Annotated in this window: 9 protein-coding genes; all 9 read left to right on the top strand. The window is 61.7% G+C overall.

What is annotated here, in order from left to right; translation table 11 throughout:
• Window positions 1-580 precede the first annotated feature (580 nt).
• Entirely contained in the window at window positions 581-4,609 is a 4,029-nt protein-coding gene (locus BAD_RS07430; protein ID WP_011743703.1) for an ATP-binding cassette domain-containing protein, read from the top strand.
• A gap of 423 nt (window positions 4,610-5,032) precedes the next feature.
• Window positions 5,033-5,908 (top strand): pyridoxal 5'-phosphate synthase lyase subunit PdxS, encoded by an 876-nt coding sequence (pdxS, locus tag BAD_RS07425; protein ID WP_011743702.1) that lies wholly within the window; start codon window positions 5,033-5,035, stop codon window positions 5,906-5,908.
• Between the two features lie 87 nt (window positions 5,909-5,995).
• On the top strand, window positions 5,996-6,688 hold the full coding sequence (pdxT, locus tag BAD_RS07420) for a pyridoxal 5'-phosphate synthase glutaminase subunit PdxT (RefSeq protein ID WP_041777551.1): 693 nt from the start codon (window positions 5,996-5,998) through the stop codon (window positions 6,686-6,688).
• Window positions 6,689-7,265: 577 nt separating this feature from the next.
• On the top strand, window positions 7,266-8,516 hold the full coding sequence (locus tag BAD_RS07415) for an ABC transporter substrate-binding protein (protein WP_011743700.1): 1,251 nt from the start codon (window positions 7,266-7,268) through the stop codon (window positions 8,514-8,516).
• Window positions 8,517-8,707: 191 nt separating this feature from the next.
• Window positions 8,708-9,580 carry a carbohydrate ABC transporter permease gene (locus BAD_RS07410; protein WP_003809796.1) on the top strand — a complete coding sequence of 291 codons (873 nt, stop codon included), beginning with the start codon at window positions 8,708-8,710 and terminating at the stop codon, window positions 9,578-9,580.
• Entirely contained in the window at window positions 9,577-10,410 is an 834-nt protein-coding gene (locus BAD_RS07405; RefSeq protein ID WP_003809794.1) for a carbohydrate ABC transporter permease, read from the top strand. The genes BAD_RS07410 and BAD_RS07405 overlap by 4 nt, the downstream gene beginning before the upstream one ends.
• A gap of 41 nt (window positions 10,411-10,451) precedes the next feature.
• Window positions 10,452-12,707: a beta-galactosidase gene (locus tag BAD_RS07400; RefSeq protein WP_011743699.1), complete on the top strand. Its 2,256-nt coding sequence runs from the start codon at window positions 10,452-10,454 to the stop codon at window positions 12,705-12,707.
• Between the two features lie 55 nt (window positions 12,708-12,762).
• Complete coding sequence (locus BAD_RS07395) at window positions 12,763-14,865, top strand: beta-galactosidase (RefSeq protein WP_041777416.1); 2,103 nt, start codon at window positions 12,763-12,765, stop codon at window positions 14,863-14,865.
• A gap of 44 nt (window positions 14,866-14,909) precedes the next feature.
• Window positions 14,910-15,983: a LacI family DNA-binding transcriptional regulator gene (locus BAD_RS07390; RefSeq protein WP_011743697.1), complete on the top strand. Its 1,074-nt coding sequence runs from the start codon at window positions 14,910-14,912 to the stop codon at window positions 15,981-15,983.
• Window positions 15,984-16,415 lie beyond the last annotated feature (432 nt).

Genomic DNA, 16,415 nt, shown 5'->3' with positions numbered 1-16,415 from the left:
ATTGCGGTGATCGATGACGTGCTTTTCGCGTCCTGTGTCGCGCCTCGCATATCGTAAGTTACGGTGACGTAAGTCCGCATTGTAAGAAACAACAAGAAATATGGCGACGGGTTTGTTTGAACTGACAAAGTGGCACGAAACGTCAATGGAACGGGGGATTGGTGCACGGATGCGTCATCTCGAAAAAAAGGTTTGACGCGTTCGATCGCAGGGTGTCCAACGGGTTGCGCGACGGGTTCGAGAGGGGGTTGCCCTTACGGGCGAAAACGGTGGAAAATGCGGCAAAACTGGGCGGAGTGACGTTGCGAACCACAACATGTTCCGTGTACACTCAAGTTTGGCGCAACTACCCCTTGCGCCTAGGCTGTTTGCTCAACGGCGAACATTCAGCCGCCTCACTTTTCGCCGTTCCCTTGGTTTTCTGTGGTTTTGCTGTTGTGCATTTGCTTGCGAGTTCTGATGGTTTTCTAGATTTTTCCGACGATTTTCTGCGATTGCCGTTCCGTCATTGCCTTTCGTCGGTATGCCCGATACGCTTGGAGCGGATGGCGGGATTGCAAACGATTGGAAAAGGGGCATGATGTTCGACAAGCGGCTGTTTTCCTTGGCTGACGGCGTCGGTCGATTGATCGCGGCGAAAGTCGCCTGCCAATGGCTGGGCCTCGTGGCCAACATCGCCTTCGTCGTGGCTGTGGTGCGTATGCTGCAACCGCTGTTCGCGCCCGTACCGTCCGCCACCGCGCCCTGCATCGCCATTATTCTTATTGCCGCGGTCGTGCGATTCGTCACCATTCGCGCCGCCGCACGTTTCGGTAGCGAGGCCGCCGAACGCGTCAAACTCGCGCTGCGTGAGAAACTGTTCAATAAGATGCTCGCGCTCGGCCCGTCCTACGCGCAGCGCGTGCGCACCGCCGGCGTGGTGCAGTCCGCGGGCGAAGGCATTGAACAAATCCAAAGCTTCTTCGAACTGTTCCTGCCGCAACTGTGCTACGCCGTGCTTGCCCCCATCACGCTGTTCGCCGTGCTTGCGCCGATCGACCTGCCCACCGCCGCGACGCTGCTCGCCTGCGCGCCGCTCATCGTGCTCATCGTCGGCATGGTGGCGATGCGTGCTGCCCGCGTATTCAAGAAATACTGGGGCAAATACACGGATATGGGCGCCGCGTTCCTCGACAATCTGCAGGGACTTGAGACGCTGAAAACCTTCGACGCGGACGAGCGCGCCGCACGAGTCATGGACGAGAAGGCCGAACAGTTCCGCGTGATGACCATGAACGTGCTGCAGATCCAACTGCGTTCGCTCACGGCGATGGATGCCGTGGCGTACGGTGGCGCGGCCGCCGGCATCGGCGTTGCGATATGGCGATTTGTATCCGGCTCGCTCTCGCCGTCTGGCGTTTTCGCGCTGTCCGGCGTGCTGCCGCTTGGTTTGACGCCGATCGCCGCGGTATTGCTGACGATTCTGCTAGCCGCCGATTTCTTCATTCCGCTGCGACAGCTCGGCTCGTATTTCCACGTTGCGATGAACGGCATGACGTCCACGAAACGTATTTTCGCGCTGCTCGACGTGCCCGAACCGGAGCATGGCAGCAAGGAACTGCCGGAATTCGGGGCTTCCGGGCGTGGTGTCGGCGTGGAGTTTCGTGGTGTTTCGTACCGGTATGCGGACGCGGATGTGGATGCTGGGGGTGCTGCTGGTGCGGGGCCTGACGCTGCCGGGTCTGCGGGTGCCGGTGTTGCGAGTCCCCGTCGTATATCGTCCACATCGCATTCCGATATGCGGAACGCGGATGCGGACAGCGTTGATGAGGGCGGCGGCGCGGGTGACGCGCGCGAAACGCGCTACGCCTTGCGCAACGTGGCCCTCTGTGCGCTGCCCGGCGAAGTCACTGCGATCGTCGGGCCATCCGGTTCCGGGAAATCCACAGCCGTCCAGCTGCTTGCCGGCACGCTTGTCGGATATGAAGGCGATGTGCTGCTGTCCGAAATGCCATCCGGAATGCAGGACGAAGTGCTGGGCGCTATGTTAAGCAGTGCGGCGCCGGATGACAGTGAAACCCTGAAATCGCACCAAATCCGCGACCTCACCGCAGCATCGCTCACCCGCGAAATCTCCATCGTCTCCGCGCACAGCCACCTGTTCGCCGGCACCCTGCGCGACAACCTGCTCATGGCCCGCGCCGACGCCACCGACAACGAGCTGTGGCAGACGCTGGAAGCCGCGCATATCGACGATTTCGTGCGCGCGCAATCGCGAGGACTCGATATGCCGATCACGCAGGACGGCGCGAATCTGTCCGGCGGGCAGAAACAGCGCATTGCGATCGCCCGTGTACTGTTGCGCAGGTCGGCCGTCTATATTTTCGACGAGGCGACCAGCAGCGTCGACGCGGACAGCGAAACGTTGATTTTGCAAACGATTCGCGCGCTCGCCGACGCCGGCGCAACCGTGCTGATGGCCACGCACCGCATGGCGAACGCGGCCGACGCGGACCATGTCGTAGTGTTTGATGGGGGTGTCGTCGTCGAGCAGGGCGCGCATGACGATCTCATGGCCGCGGACGGCACGTATGCCAAGCTGTTCCGGGCGCAGGAAAGCGTGGAACGGGTGGGATTGTCTGGTCGCGTCGCGCCGCGCGTATCGCGTATGACTCATGCGTCTGGTGCGTTTGCCGTGTCTCGGATGTCTGGTTCCGCCGAATCGAACGCCAGTGGCGTCAAATCGGACATGCCAACAACCCAAGTCGTCGCCCGCTTGCTGCGCGAAGTCGGCCCACTGCGCAAACCCATGGCCATCGCCTGCGCGTGCGGCATCCTCGGCCACCTCGCCGCCACGTTCCTGCCGGTTTTCGGCGTCGCCGCGCTGTTTGCCGCAGCTGGCGCAAAAGTCTGGAATCTCAGCCTTCCCGCGGCAATCGCAGCCATGATTATCTGCGCACTGATCCGCGGCGGCATGCGCTACGCCGAACAGTACATGAACCACAATGTCGCCTTCCGCCTGCTCGCGCTGTTTCGGTCGAAAACGTTTGCCGCGCTGCGTCGCCTCGCGCCCGCCAAACTGTCCGGCAAAGGCAAAGGCGACCTGATCGCGCTGGTCACCACCGACGTCGAACTGCTGGAAATCTTCTTTGCGCACACCATTTCGCCGGTTGTCATCGCCATCGCGACCACCGTGCTTTACACGGTCGCATTGCTTACGTTGAGCCCTGCGATCGCTGTCACGCTGGTCATCGCGCACCTGACCGTCGGCATCGTGCTGCCGAAACTCTTCGCCACGGCGGTAGGCGGTCTCGGTGGGGATATTCGCCGCGAATCCGCCCAACTTGATGACGAAATGCTCGACGATATGCGCGGTCTCGACGAAATCATCCGATTCGGCCAAGGCCATGCGCGGCTTGCCGGCATCGCGTCACGCACGCGCTCGCTCTGGAGCCGCCGTGCCCGGCTGAGTGCCAAGAATGGCGATTTCGCAGGCTTCGGCGCGGTGCTGGTCGTACTGTTCACTGCCATCGCGGCATTGCTGGCGATGGTCACGTCCGGTACGACGATGCCCATCGCTTCCGCCGCTTCCGCTGCCGCCGCAACCATTCAGACCGTCCTTTCCGCGCCCGCCGCCCGCCTGACCGCCGCTTTCGTGCTGCTGGCCAGCTCGTTCGGTCCGACGCTCGCGTTGAGCGCGCTGCCGGCCAATCTCACGCAAACGTTTGCAGCCGCCCGCCGCCTGTTCGCGCTGATGGACGAAACCCCCGCAGTGGAGGAGCGGGGCGATTTCCTGCCGCGCTACCACGGCATGTCCATGCACGACGTCACGTTCGGCTACGGCAATTCGGGCGAGGCTCCAACTTCCGGAAGCGATGCGGATGCCCCCGAGTCGTCCGCCGAGCCAATCCTCAGCCACGTCTCGTTCGACATACCACAACACGGCATCCTCGGCATCCAAGGCCCGTCCGGCCGCGGCAAATCGACCCTGCTGAAGCTGCTCATGCGTTACTGGGACCCGCAATCCGGCTTAGTCGCCCTGTCCGAGGTGCCACTGCCGCAGATCGACGCGCATCATCGCCGTCGCGTGCAAACGATGATGGGGCAGGAAACCTACCTGTTCGACGGCACTATCCGTGAAAACCTGCTTATGGCCTGCGACAGGGGCGATGCGGATAGGGCTGGTAATGCTGGCGATTCGGACGATTCCGCAACTTCCGGCAGAGCGCTCCTTACCCCGCCCGCTCCTCCCGTTTCGTGGAATGCCGCTGATTCCGCGCTTTCCACCCGGTCGACCCCTTCTGTCGGTGATGACGTGCTGCGCGCCGCGCTTGCCAAGGCTTCCGCGCTTGAACTGGTCGACTCGCTCCCGCAGGGCCTTGATACCCCCGTCGGCGAGTTGGGCGGGCGGCTTTCAGAGGGTGAACGGCAACGCATCGGCCTGGCTCGCGTCTTCCTGCGCAACGCGTCGCTGGTGTTGTTCGACGAGCCGACGAGTCGCCTCGACGCCTACAACGAATCCGTGATTCTGCAATCGATTGACGCGTTGGCGCAGCAGGGGAGCGCGGTGCTGCTCGTCTCGCACCGCGATTCCACCATGCGCATCGCGGACCGCATCGTGCGCATGTGAGCTGGCGCGTGCGGATTGCGAACTGATGCGGCGAGCCGATGCGTGCGAACTAGTGTGTGAATCGGCGTAATGCGGGGCCTGGTGAGGTGCCCATGCCCATGCGGCCGCATACGGACGCGTCGCACGTCCGCAATGTGGTCGTATGAAAATCGCATGTCATTCGTGTTTCCTATAGCGCGCGCGACGGCGTACGGAAGCGGACGAATCGAAAGCCATGGTCGCAGGTAAAGCAAGAAAAACGGACGAAACCGATGAAATGTCGACGGAATCGAAATCATAAGCCAATGAAACAATCATGAAAATAAGGTTGCAAATTTAGCAAAACCGACTTTTTGGTAGGTTATAAGATTCAGTTCGCGTGAAATCGAAATGGGAAATCGTTAGTATCGATAGCAAACGATTATTTTCGACGAAAGGCTGGCGATGGCCAACAACAGGAACGAACTGAACAAGAATCTGGCACAGATGCTCAAGGGTGGCGTAATCATGGACGTCACCACTCCGGAGCAGGCGAAGATCGCACAGGACGCGGGCGCATGCGCGGTGATGGCGCTCGAACGCATTCCGGCCGATATTCGTGCTGCCGGCGGAGTTTCCCGCATGAGCGATCCGGCCATGATCAAGGGCATTCAGGAAGCCGTGTCTATTCCGGTCATGGCCAAGGTTCGTATCGGCCACATCGCCGAAGCCCGCATTCTGCAGGCCATCGAAATCGATTACATCGACGAATCCGAAGTACTCAGCCCCGCCGACGACGTGTACCACATCGACAAGAACCGGTTCGACGTGCCGTTCGTGTGCGGCGCGAAGAACCTGGGCGAAGCGCTGCGCCGTGTCGCCGAGGGCGCGTCCATGATCCGCACCAAGGGCGAGCCGGGCACCGGCGACGTCATCCAGGCCGTGCGTCACATGCGCACCATGAACAAGCAGATCCGCGAACTCGTCTCCCTGCGCGACGACGAGGTGTACGAGGCCGCCAAGCAGCTGGCCGTGCCGTACGATCTCGCCAAGTACGTGCACGACAATGGCCGTCTGCCGGTCGTCAACTTCGCAGCCGGTGGCGTGGCCACTCCGGCCGATGCCGCGCTCATGATGGAGCTGGGTGCCGAAGGCGTGTTCGTCGGTTCCGGCATCTTCAAGTCCGGAGACCCGGCTAAGCGTGCCGCCGCCATCGTGCAGGCTACCGCCAATTGGCAGGACGCCGAGCTGCTTGCACGTCTTTCCGAGAATCTCGGTGAGGCCATGGTCGGCATCAACGAAGATGAGATCGAAACCATCATGGCCGCCCGCGGCGAGTGACGGCCCGCACGGCGCATGCGTGACGCCGGCTCCGCGGGCAGCGAGAAGCACCGCGGAGCCGGCATATCCGAAAGCACAGGAACGGTAATGGTTGTAGCAGTTGAATACATTTCGAAGGAAGAATCGGCCGGCGTCGAAGCCGCGAAACATGGCGTGACCGGCATCCTCGCCGTGCAGGGCGCGTTCGCCGAGCACGCCGCCATGCTGGATCACCTCGGCGCGCCGTGGAAGCTGCTGCGCGCGGCCGAGGATTTCGACGATTCGATCGACCGGGTGATTCTGCCCGGCGGCGAGAGCACCACGCAGGGCAAGCTGCTGCGCTCCACCGGCCTGTTCGAGCCGATTGCAGAGCATATCGCCGCCGGCAAACCGGTGTTCGGTACCTGCGCCGGCATGATTCTGCTGGCCCGCAAGCTCGATAACGACGACAACGTCTACTTCGGCGCGCTTGACGCCGTCGTGCGGCGCAACGCATACGGCCGCCAGCTTGGCTCGTTCGCCGCCACCGCCGATTTCGGCTCCTCTTCCGGTGATTCCGCCGTCGTGGTCGCACCGGGCGAGCATGTTCCGCAGGACGCCCCGGCCGACATCGTGCTCAAAGATTTCCCGCTGGTGTTCATCCGCGGGCCGTTCGTGGCCGAAGTCGGACCGGCCGCCACCGTCGAAACGTCGGTGGACGGCAATGTGGTCGGCTTGCGCCAAGGCAAGATCCTCGCCACGGCGTTCCATCCCGAGCTCACCGACGACACCCGCATCCACGAGCTGTTCCTGAGTTTGTAGCTTGCGATTCTGTGTAGCGCGCGGTCTGTGTTGCTCACGGTCTGCGTAGCACGCTGTGTACTCGCTTGAGCCCGTAGCGCGACGCACGCAAGCATATCGGCGGCTTCCAAGGATATTTCCTTGGAGCCGCCGATTTTTTATCTGTGGACTTTCAGCATCTTTTCAATCCCAACTAATACTGGGGAATTCATCGGAAAAATAATCCCCCGTAATACACCGACTTGTCCACATGCGTCCTGCCCACTCGCAATACGCTTTCGGGCTGCGCGTCTCCGGATGGTGCGGGCGGGTCGTCGTCCGCTGTCGACGGTGCTGCCGGTATACGACACGCCGATGTTTTGTAGGGGTAGCGGTCGATGGGATGCAAATTTCCTTGTTTGAATTGACATGGTACACCGGAAAACCTATACTGTTTCAACAGGTACACAGTTATACCAAAAAGGGAAGGAAATATCCCGAATCAACTGAATGGTCAGTTGAAGACATATTGACGTGTATCTACCGCAGCTGGAGTGGGTTCGACGAATGAACGCACGTAAAGCGGGTGCCAACGATGGGACACAAGGAGGAGTACATCATGGAGAAGAAATCCATCAGGATGATTGCGGCGGTGGCCGCTGCGGCGATGCTTGTTCCGCTGGCCGCGTGCGGTGGAGGAAACGCCGCCGACGGCAAGACCACGCTGTCGTTCTTCTCGAACAATTCGCAGGACAAGTACCAGCCGATCATCGACGCGTTCGAAAAGGCCAATTCGGACATCAAGATCGACTACAGCACCACCACCGGTTCCCAGAGTGGCTACCAGCAGACGCTGCAGACTCGAATCTCCGGCGGAAACCTGGCCGACGTCTACATCGTTCCTCCGGAGGCGTTGAGCGATCTGGTCAAAGGCAACTACGCCAAGGACCTGAGCAATGAAAGCTTCATGGATAAAATCGGCGATGCCGCAAAAAAGGCCTATAGCGTGGATGGCAAAGTATACGCCATGGGCGTGAGCACCTGGACCAATGCCTGGGTGTACAACAAGGATCTGCTGAAGAAGGTCGGTTACGACTCCATCCCGGCGACGTGGGATGAATTCCTGACCATGTGCGGCAAACTCAAAGCCGCGGGAATCACCCCATACCTTGAGCCGAAGGATGGACTGGGCAACGCCGTCGAGGGCTGGATCGGCGCTGAATCCGCCAAGCAGGGCGAGGCGCTCGACGCCAAGATCGACGCCGGTAAGGACACGTTCAAGAACGTGTATGGCAAGTACTACGGCGAATGGGACAAGCTGATCAAGCAGAACCTGATGAGCTCCGACGTGTCCGGCCTGAGCGGCGACCAGGTCAAGTCGGAATTCACCGCCGGACGTCTTGCGGTCTATCCTTCCGGCTCGTGGGACATCGACAGCTTCAATGAGACCGGCCTCAACTACGGTTTCGGCCAGATCCCTATGCTGAAGAAGGGTGACACCCCGTACGCGCCGGGCTCCATCGATCCGGCCTTCGGCATCAACAACAAGATCTCCGGAGACAAGCTCAAGGCCGCGGAGAAGTTCTTCACCTTCCTGACCTCCGACGAGGGCCTCAAGCTGTACCAGAAGCAGCTGGGCCTGATCCCGTCCGTCAAGGGCTTCAACGCCACGGTGGACGACCACTTCAAGGACGCCTACGACCTGTACATCAAGACCGGCAACGTGTACCTGAATTCCGCCCACTGGAGCAAGGGCACCACCGCGCTGCGCGCCGAGACCTTCACCCAGCTGCAGCAGGTAGCCCTCGGCTCCATCAGCCCTACGCAGGCCGCGGAGAACCTCGATTCCAAGCTCAAGACCCTCTCCTGATCCATCGCGAACAGACATCCATCGCGGCAGGCTGGCGCGGACCCTTCCGTCCGCGCCACGCCTGGACCTGCCAATCTCACGTTTTGTAGAAAGCAACCAACATGTCAGTATCAACAGCGTCAGCGGCGCGTCCACATTCCGCTGATCAGGTAGAGGCGTTGCATCTCAAGCAGCGTCGTCACCGCAACTTCATGGAGAACTTCGCCTCGGCACGCTTCCTGCTGCCGATCATGGTGGTGTTCATCGTGGTGATCCTCATCCCATTCCTGCAAAGCCTGGTGTTCAGCTTCACCGATTACTCCGGTTACAATTTCGCGGACGCGAAGTTCGTGGGGTTCGCGAACTACGTGCAGTGCTTCAAGGATCCGACGCTGCTCGCGGGCCTCGGCTTCACGCTGCTGTACACGGTGGCCACCACCGTGCTCATCACCGTGATCGCCCTGCCGCTGGCTGTGGTGCTCAACCGCAAGTTCTTCGGCCGTAACTTCGCCCGTTCCCTGTTCTTCTTCTTCTCGGTGCCGTCCATGGCCGTGCTCGGCTTGGTCTGGCAGTACATCTTCTCCCCGCTGAAGTCCGGCGTCGTCAACACGCTGCTCGCCAAGATCGGCATCGATGCGATTCCGTGGTTGTCGAATTCCGAACTTGCCAAATTCTGTGTGATTTTCGTAGCGGTATGGGCTCAGATCGGCTGGCACGCCACGCTGTATCTGGCGTATCTGCAGGCTATCCCCGCCGATATCTACGAACAGGCCGCCGTCGATGGCGCAAACCGTCGCCAGCAGTTCTTCAACATCACACTGCCCCAGATGGTTCCGGCCATGGGTGTGAGCATCTTCATGCTGCTTACCGGTGGTTTGAAGGTCTATGATCTGCCGTATGGCCTCACCAGCGGCGGTCCGGGCTACTCCACCTACACCGTGACCCAGTCCATCATCCTCACGGGCATCGGTTCGAGCCGGTACGGACTGGGCTCCGCACTGGGCGTCATCTTCTTCATCTGCTGCGCGCTGTTGGTCGCCCTGCAGCAGGTAATCACCAATCTGGTAGAAAAGAGGCTGTCATGACTCTGCAGCAACGCGAGCGTATCGGCTCGATCATCCGTTCCGTCGTCGTCATCGCTATCGCGCTGATCTGCGCGGTGCCGCTGTACGTCATCGTCATCAACACGTTCAAAAGCAGCGCCGAGATGTCCATGGACCCGATTGGGTTACCAAAGACATGGAATTTCGAGAACTACACGTATGCATTCGGGCATCTGCCCATTGTCAACGCCTTCAAGAACACCATCATCGTGACGGTGGTCGGCGTCGGCCTGCAGGTGCTGTTCGGCGCGCTCGCCGCATACGGCATGATCCTGAAGAAGAGCAAGTTCACCGCCGTGATCGGCGTGCTGCTCATGCTGTCCTTCATCATCCCCGGCCAGACGCTGCTGATTCCGCAGTACCGCATGGAGGCACAGGTGGGTCTCGTCGATTCGCTGCTCGGCCTGATCGTGCTTTACACGGGCGGCGCGACCTTCTGCTACTTCTTGATCGTGCAGTACATGCGCGGCCTGCCGTATGAGATCATCGAGGCCGCCCGTATCGACGGCGCCGGTCCGTTCCGCATCTTCTGGACGATCGTGCTGCCGCTGATCCGCCCGATCCTGACCACCGTCATCGTGTTCCAGACCATGGGCACGTGGAACGACTTCATGACGCCGAGCGTGTACATCTCGTCGACCAACAAACAGACCATCGTGCTGCAGGTGTTCAACGCGATCAGCACCTTCACGACGAACTGGCCGTTGTTCATGACGGTCACCACCATCGCGCTCATCCCGGTGTTCGTGTTCTTCATCTTCTGCCAGCGTTGGATCGTGGCCGGCCTGGTCGCCGGTTCGGTCAAGGGCTGACCGGTCCTCCTGCTTGCGGGAATTCGACAAGGAGCAGCGTTATGCGCTATGAGGTTGATCTTTCGGAAGCCAGCAAGTTCGCGCGGACGCCCGCATACGGGATCCCCGTCATCCGCGCCGCAGCCGCATGCGGGCCGGATGGCGGGACCCTGGGCGCCACGAACCGCTTCCTGACCCGTGACGGATCGCCATGGATCCCCATCGCCGGCGAGATGCACTATTCGCGGATCGCCGCCGAACGGTGGGACACGGAACTCGCGAAGATGGCCGCGGCGGGCATCGACGTCGTATCCACCTACGTGTTCTGGAACCACCATGAGGAGCGCGAGGGGGAGTGGGATTTCTCCGGCAACAGGAACGTGCGCCGATTCGTGGAATTGTGCGCCCGGCACGGACTGCACGTCATCGTGCGGCTGGGACCGTTCTGCCATGGCGAGGTGCGCAACGGCGGACTTCCCGACTGGCTGTACGGCAAGTCGTATGAGGTCCGTTCCCTCGACGCCGGCTTCCTCGATGCGGTGCGCGGTCTCTACGCGCATATCGCGCAGCAGCTGCGCGGCCTGTATTTCAAGGATGGCGGGCCGATCATCGCGGCCCAGGTCGACAACGAGTACATGGCGTCGTCGGCTCCTTGGGAGATGACCACCGGCATCAGCCGTGAATGGGTGCCGTCCGGCCACGATGGGGCCGGCTACCTGGAACGGCTGCGCGACATCGCGATCGAGGAAGGCATCGACCCGCCGATGTTCACCTGCACCGGCTGGCAGTCACCGGTTCCGGACGACATGCTGCCGCTGTGGGGTGGATACGCGTACCGGCCGTGGCTGTTCTACGACGGCGTCGGTGCCGAGGGGATGACGGAGCATCCCGCCACCGACGAGTACCGATACCGGAGGCTGCATGGCTCCAGCACAAGCGACGGCTTCGATCCCCCGTACGATCCGGACAGCCGCCCGTACGCCTGCTGCGAGATGGGCGGCGGGATGTTCAATTCGTACGATTACCGTTTCGTGCTGCCGAAGCGCTCCGTCGACGCGATGGCCAACATCAAGCTCGGCTCGGGGTGCGATTTCCTCGGCTACTACATGTTCCATGGCGGAACCAACCCGAAGGGCGCGGCCGGATTCCTCAATGAGGGGCAGACCCCGAAACGCTCCTATGATTTCCAAGCGCCCCTTGGCAAATTCGGACAGGTGCGGGAATCCTACCGGCGGCTGCGCACCCTGCACGAGTTCGTCAAAGCCTTCGGGCCGGAACTCGCCGGAATGCCGGTCTCGTTGCAGGACGGGCAGGACCGCATCGATCCGTCCGACTCCGAGACCCTCCGGTATGCCGTGCGCAGCGATGGCGAACGGGGTTTCGTGTCCATCGACAACTTCCAGGACCATGCGCGCGTGCCGAGCCGTCACGGTGAGCAAATCGACGTGACGACGGGTACCGGTGAGCGCATACGGTTCACCGGCATCGGCCTCGCCGAGGGGGAGAACTGCATATTGCCGTTCAACATGGATCTGGACGGCGTGCGGCTCGTCCGCGCCAACCTGCAGCCGGTCACCGTGCTGCGGGTGCCGGGCCGACCGTTCCGCACGTTCGTGTTCCTCAAGCCCGATGGCATGGATGAGCTGACGTTCCATTTCGAAGGCGACATCCAGGACGTCACCGTCGGCAAGGCGGATTTCGAACGCTTCATGGTCCGGGACGCGGCGGAGATCGTATGCGTCACACGAGCGCTCGCCGGGCGGATGACGGTGTTGGATGGAGGCCTCGCCTTCGTCGACGACGACAACGCGTTGCTGTACGAGGACGGCGATGGGTGGACGCTGGAATCGCCCCGCGCCGAAAACGGGATCGCCGCATATCCGGAAGGCTTGCTCGGCTCTCCGCGGCCGGTGGAGCCCGTATCGGTGTATGCGCGTATGAGAAGACTGCACGCCGATCGGTACGAAATCGCTTTGCCGGCTGGCATGGGACGGCTTTTCCGCGATCAACGGCAGGTCGCCGATGTCATGCTGAACATCGCATACCAGGGCGATATCGGCTGGCTGTTCTGCGGCGATGTGCTGATCGCCGATAATTTCTGCAACGGCGAGACATGGCAGGTCGGATTGCGCGATTACGCGGATGCCATCGATGCCGCTGGTGGAAAGCTGACGCTGGTCGTCACGCCGCTGAGGCGCGGGGTCCGCGTGAAGGTAACATCGTCGATGGCGGCCCGCCTGGAGCAGTCCGATGCGTGCGTCGCTGACGTCACCGACGTGTATGCTACACCGGTGTACCACATGCCGGTGGGCGAATAACGAATGTAATATACAAAAAACCATGGCTTTATGCCAATTACCAAAGGAGATAATCGTGAGTGCGCGACGCAACTTCGAATGGCCGGAACTGCTGACCGCGGATGGCCGCGGCATCGCCTTCGGTGGCGACTACAATCCCGACCAATGGTCCGAGGACATCTGGGACGACGACATCCGCCTGATGAAGCAGGCCGGCGTCAACACCGTGGCCCTCGCCATCTTCAGCTGGGATCGCATCCAACCCACCGAGGATCGTTGGGATTTCGGCTGGCTCGACCGCATCATCGACAAACTCGGCAATGCCGGCATCGTGGTCGACCTGGCCTCCGCGACGGCGACCGCGCCGCTGTGGCTGTACGAAAGCCACCCGGAGGTCCTTCCGCGTGACAAGTACGGCCATCCGGTCAACGCCGGCTCGCGCCAATCCTGGAGCCCGACCAGCCCGGTGTTCAAGGAATACGCGCTGACCCTGTGCCGCAAGCTCGCCGAACGGTACGGCACCAACCCGTATGTGACCGCATGGCACATGGGCAACGAATACGGGTGGAACAACCGCGAGGACTACTCCGACAACGCGCTCGAGGCCTTCCGCGCATGGTGCCGCCGCAAGTACGGCACCATCGACGCGCTCAATCAGGCGTGGGGCACCACCTTCTGGGGCCAGGAGATGAACGGCTTCGACGAAGTGCTCATCCCACGGTTCATGGGCGCCGACTCGATGGTCAACCCCGGCCAGAAGCTCGACTTCGAACGGTTCGGCAACGACATGCTCCTCGACTTCTACAAAGCCGAACGCGACGCGATCGCCGAAATCTGCCCCGACAAGCCGTTCACCACGAACTTCATGGTCTCCACCGACCAGTGCTGCATGGACTACGCCGCCTGGGCCAAGGAAGTGAACTTCGTATCCAACGACCACTACTTCCACGAGGGCGAATCCCACCTCGACGAGCTGGCCTGCTCCGACGCTCTCATGGATTCGCTCGCGCTCGGCAAGCCGTGGTATGTCATGGAACACTCCACCTCGGCGGTGCAGTGGAAGCCGCTTAACACCCGCAAGCGCAAGGGCGAGACCGTGCGTGACTCCCTGGCCCATGTGGCCATGGGCGCCGACGCCATCAACTTCTTCCAGTGGCGCGCGTCCGCGTTCGGTGCCGAAGCGTTCCATTCGGCCATGGTTCCGCACGCCGGCGAGGACACGAAGCTGTTCCGCCAGGTGTGCGAGCTGGGCGCGTCGTTGCACACGCTCGCCGACGCCGGCGTGCAGGGCACCGAATTGGCGCACTCCGACACGGCGATCCTCTTCAGCGCCGAATCGGAATGGGCCACCCGCTCCCAGACCCTGCCGAGCATGAAACTCAACCACTGGCATGACGTGCGTGACTGGTACCGCGCGTTCCTGGACGCGGGCTCGCGCGCCGACATCGTGCCGCTCGCCTACGACTGGAGCTCGTACAAGACCGTCGTGCTGCCGACCGTGCTGATCCTGAGCGCCGCCGACACGCAGCGGTTGGCCGACTTCGCGGCCGCCGGCGGCCGCGTGGTGGTCGGCTACGCGACCGGACTGATCGACGAGCATTTCCACACTTGGCTCGGCGGATACCCGGGCGCGGGCGATGGCCTGTTGCGCTCGATGCTGGGCGTCCGCGGCGAGGAATTCAACATCCTCGGCGCCGAAGCCGAAGGCGAGCCGGGCGAGATCCGACTGTCGTCCGCCGACGATTCGGCCGCGCTGGACGGCACCACGACCCGCCTGTGGCAGAACGACGTGAACGTGACCGGCGAACACGCGCAGGTGCTTGCCACGTACGCCGGCGAGGAAGCGGACGAATGGGAGCTCGACGGCACGGCCGCGGTCACCCGTAATCCGTACGGCTCCGGCGAAGCGTATTTCGTCGGCTGCGACCTGGATGTGGCCGATCTGACGAAGCTGGTCCGCGCATATCTCGCGGCCTCGTCGCAGGAGAATGCCGACGTGCTGCACACCGTGCGCGCCTCCGCCGACGCCACCTTCGACTTCTACCTGCCCCGTGGCAAGAAGACGGTCGAATTGCAAGGCATCGAAGGCGAGCCGGTCATCCTGTTCCAGACGGATCGGGAGGAAAAGCCCGGCTCGTACACCGTGCGCCGCAACGGCGTGCTCGTGGTAAGGCGGTAAAGTCGGAAGTCGAATATCGATGACGGATGCGGTTAGGGGGAGATATGGCCGAAGTGAAGCCGGACAAGTCTGACAGGAAACGCGTCACACTGCGTGAAGTGGCGCAAGAGGCCGGAGTCTCCCTCAAAACCGCGTCGAACGTCATCAACCATTCCGGCCGCATGGCCGACGCCACACGCGAAAAAGTGCAGGACGTCATCGACAGGCTCGGCTACCGCGTCAACGTGTCGGCCCGCAATCTCAATCGCGGCAAAACCGGCTTCATCACGCTCGCGGTGCCGAGCCTGACCGCGCCATATTTGGCCGAACTGGCCAACCGGGTGATCGACGCGGCCCGCATCTACGGCTATTCCGTGTACATCACCACGTATGCGGAAGGATCCGCGCAGGGTGCCCGCGCGCTGTTGCGAAACTTCAATGCCACGGTGTCGGACGGCATGATCCTGTCCATCTCCGAAGTCGAGGATCTCGATCCCGAGGACCTGGACGTGGATTATCCGCTGGTCTGCGTGGGCGCGCGGTCCACGCATGGCAAGGCGGACCATGTCACCCCGGACGACGTCCAGGAGGCGCGTCTCGCCGCGCAATACCTGTTCGACCACGGTGCCACGAATCTTGCGGTGATCGGCTCGCGAACCGATCCGGAGCATATCCTCGAGCTGCGCGACGCCGTGGAAGGCAACGCGCAGCTGCGCATGCGAGGCATATTCGAAGCGTGTGCCGACCAAGGCGTCGAATTGGACACACGGCTAGTGCCCAACGTCGGCCAGGATTGGACCATCGGCTCGGGCGCGCGCATGACGCAGCGCATCGTCGACTCTGGCATCCCCTTCGATGGCATCGTGGCGTTCAACGACCAGCTTGCGTTGGGCGCACTGTTCACTTTGGCAGCGAACGGCATCGCGGTGCCCGACCGGGTGCAGGTGATCGGCTTCGACAACAACGAGGAAGCCGCATATTTCCAGCCGCCGCTGACCACCATGGATTCCTGCCTCGACTGGATCGCGCCGACCGCGGTCAGCCGCATCATCAACCGCATCGATGGCAGCCGTACGTTGGAACCGGAGCTCATCACCACCCAATCCCGCATCATAGCCCGCGCCACCACCCGTGCCTAGTGTCGCGTGTTTGGTTTCGCGCCGCCTAGTGCTCCCGCTTTCCGCATGCCTTCTCCTCCCCTGAGTGCCCTCCTCGCTTCCGTCGCAGGCCTTGATTCCGCTCTTCCGGCACTGCCCACGCTATCTGTGCGCCAGCTCCGCCCTTTCCAGAGCAGGCCTTGGACCTACTCTTCCGGTACTGCCCGTGTCGCTTGTTTTGTGTCACGATTCGAAAAAATGGCCAAAATTTTGGATCGTGACACATCGCTTTCGGTTCGGGGGTATGTTTTTTGAGGCATTTTCCTTGGAAATGCGCCGATTTATACCCCCGTATTGTTTTTGGGGAAGGAAAAATGTGTCACGATTCGAAAAAACAGCCGAAATTTCGAATCGTGACACATTTATAGCGGAAGATTCCGCTCCAAAGCTGGTTCAAGGCTCGCTTGAGACTAG

Origin of the sequence: Bifidobacterium adolescentis ATCC 15703 (assembly GCF_000010425.1) — a bacterium.
Taxonomy (GTDB): domain Bacteria; phylum Actinomycetota; class Actinomycetes; order Actinomycetales; family Bifidobacteriaceae; genus Bifidobacterium; species Bifidobacterium adolescentis.
This window is presented reverse-complemented; position numbering and strand designations above follow the sequence as displayed.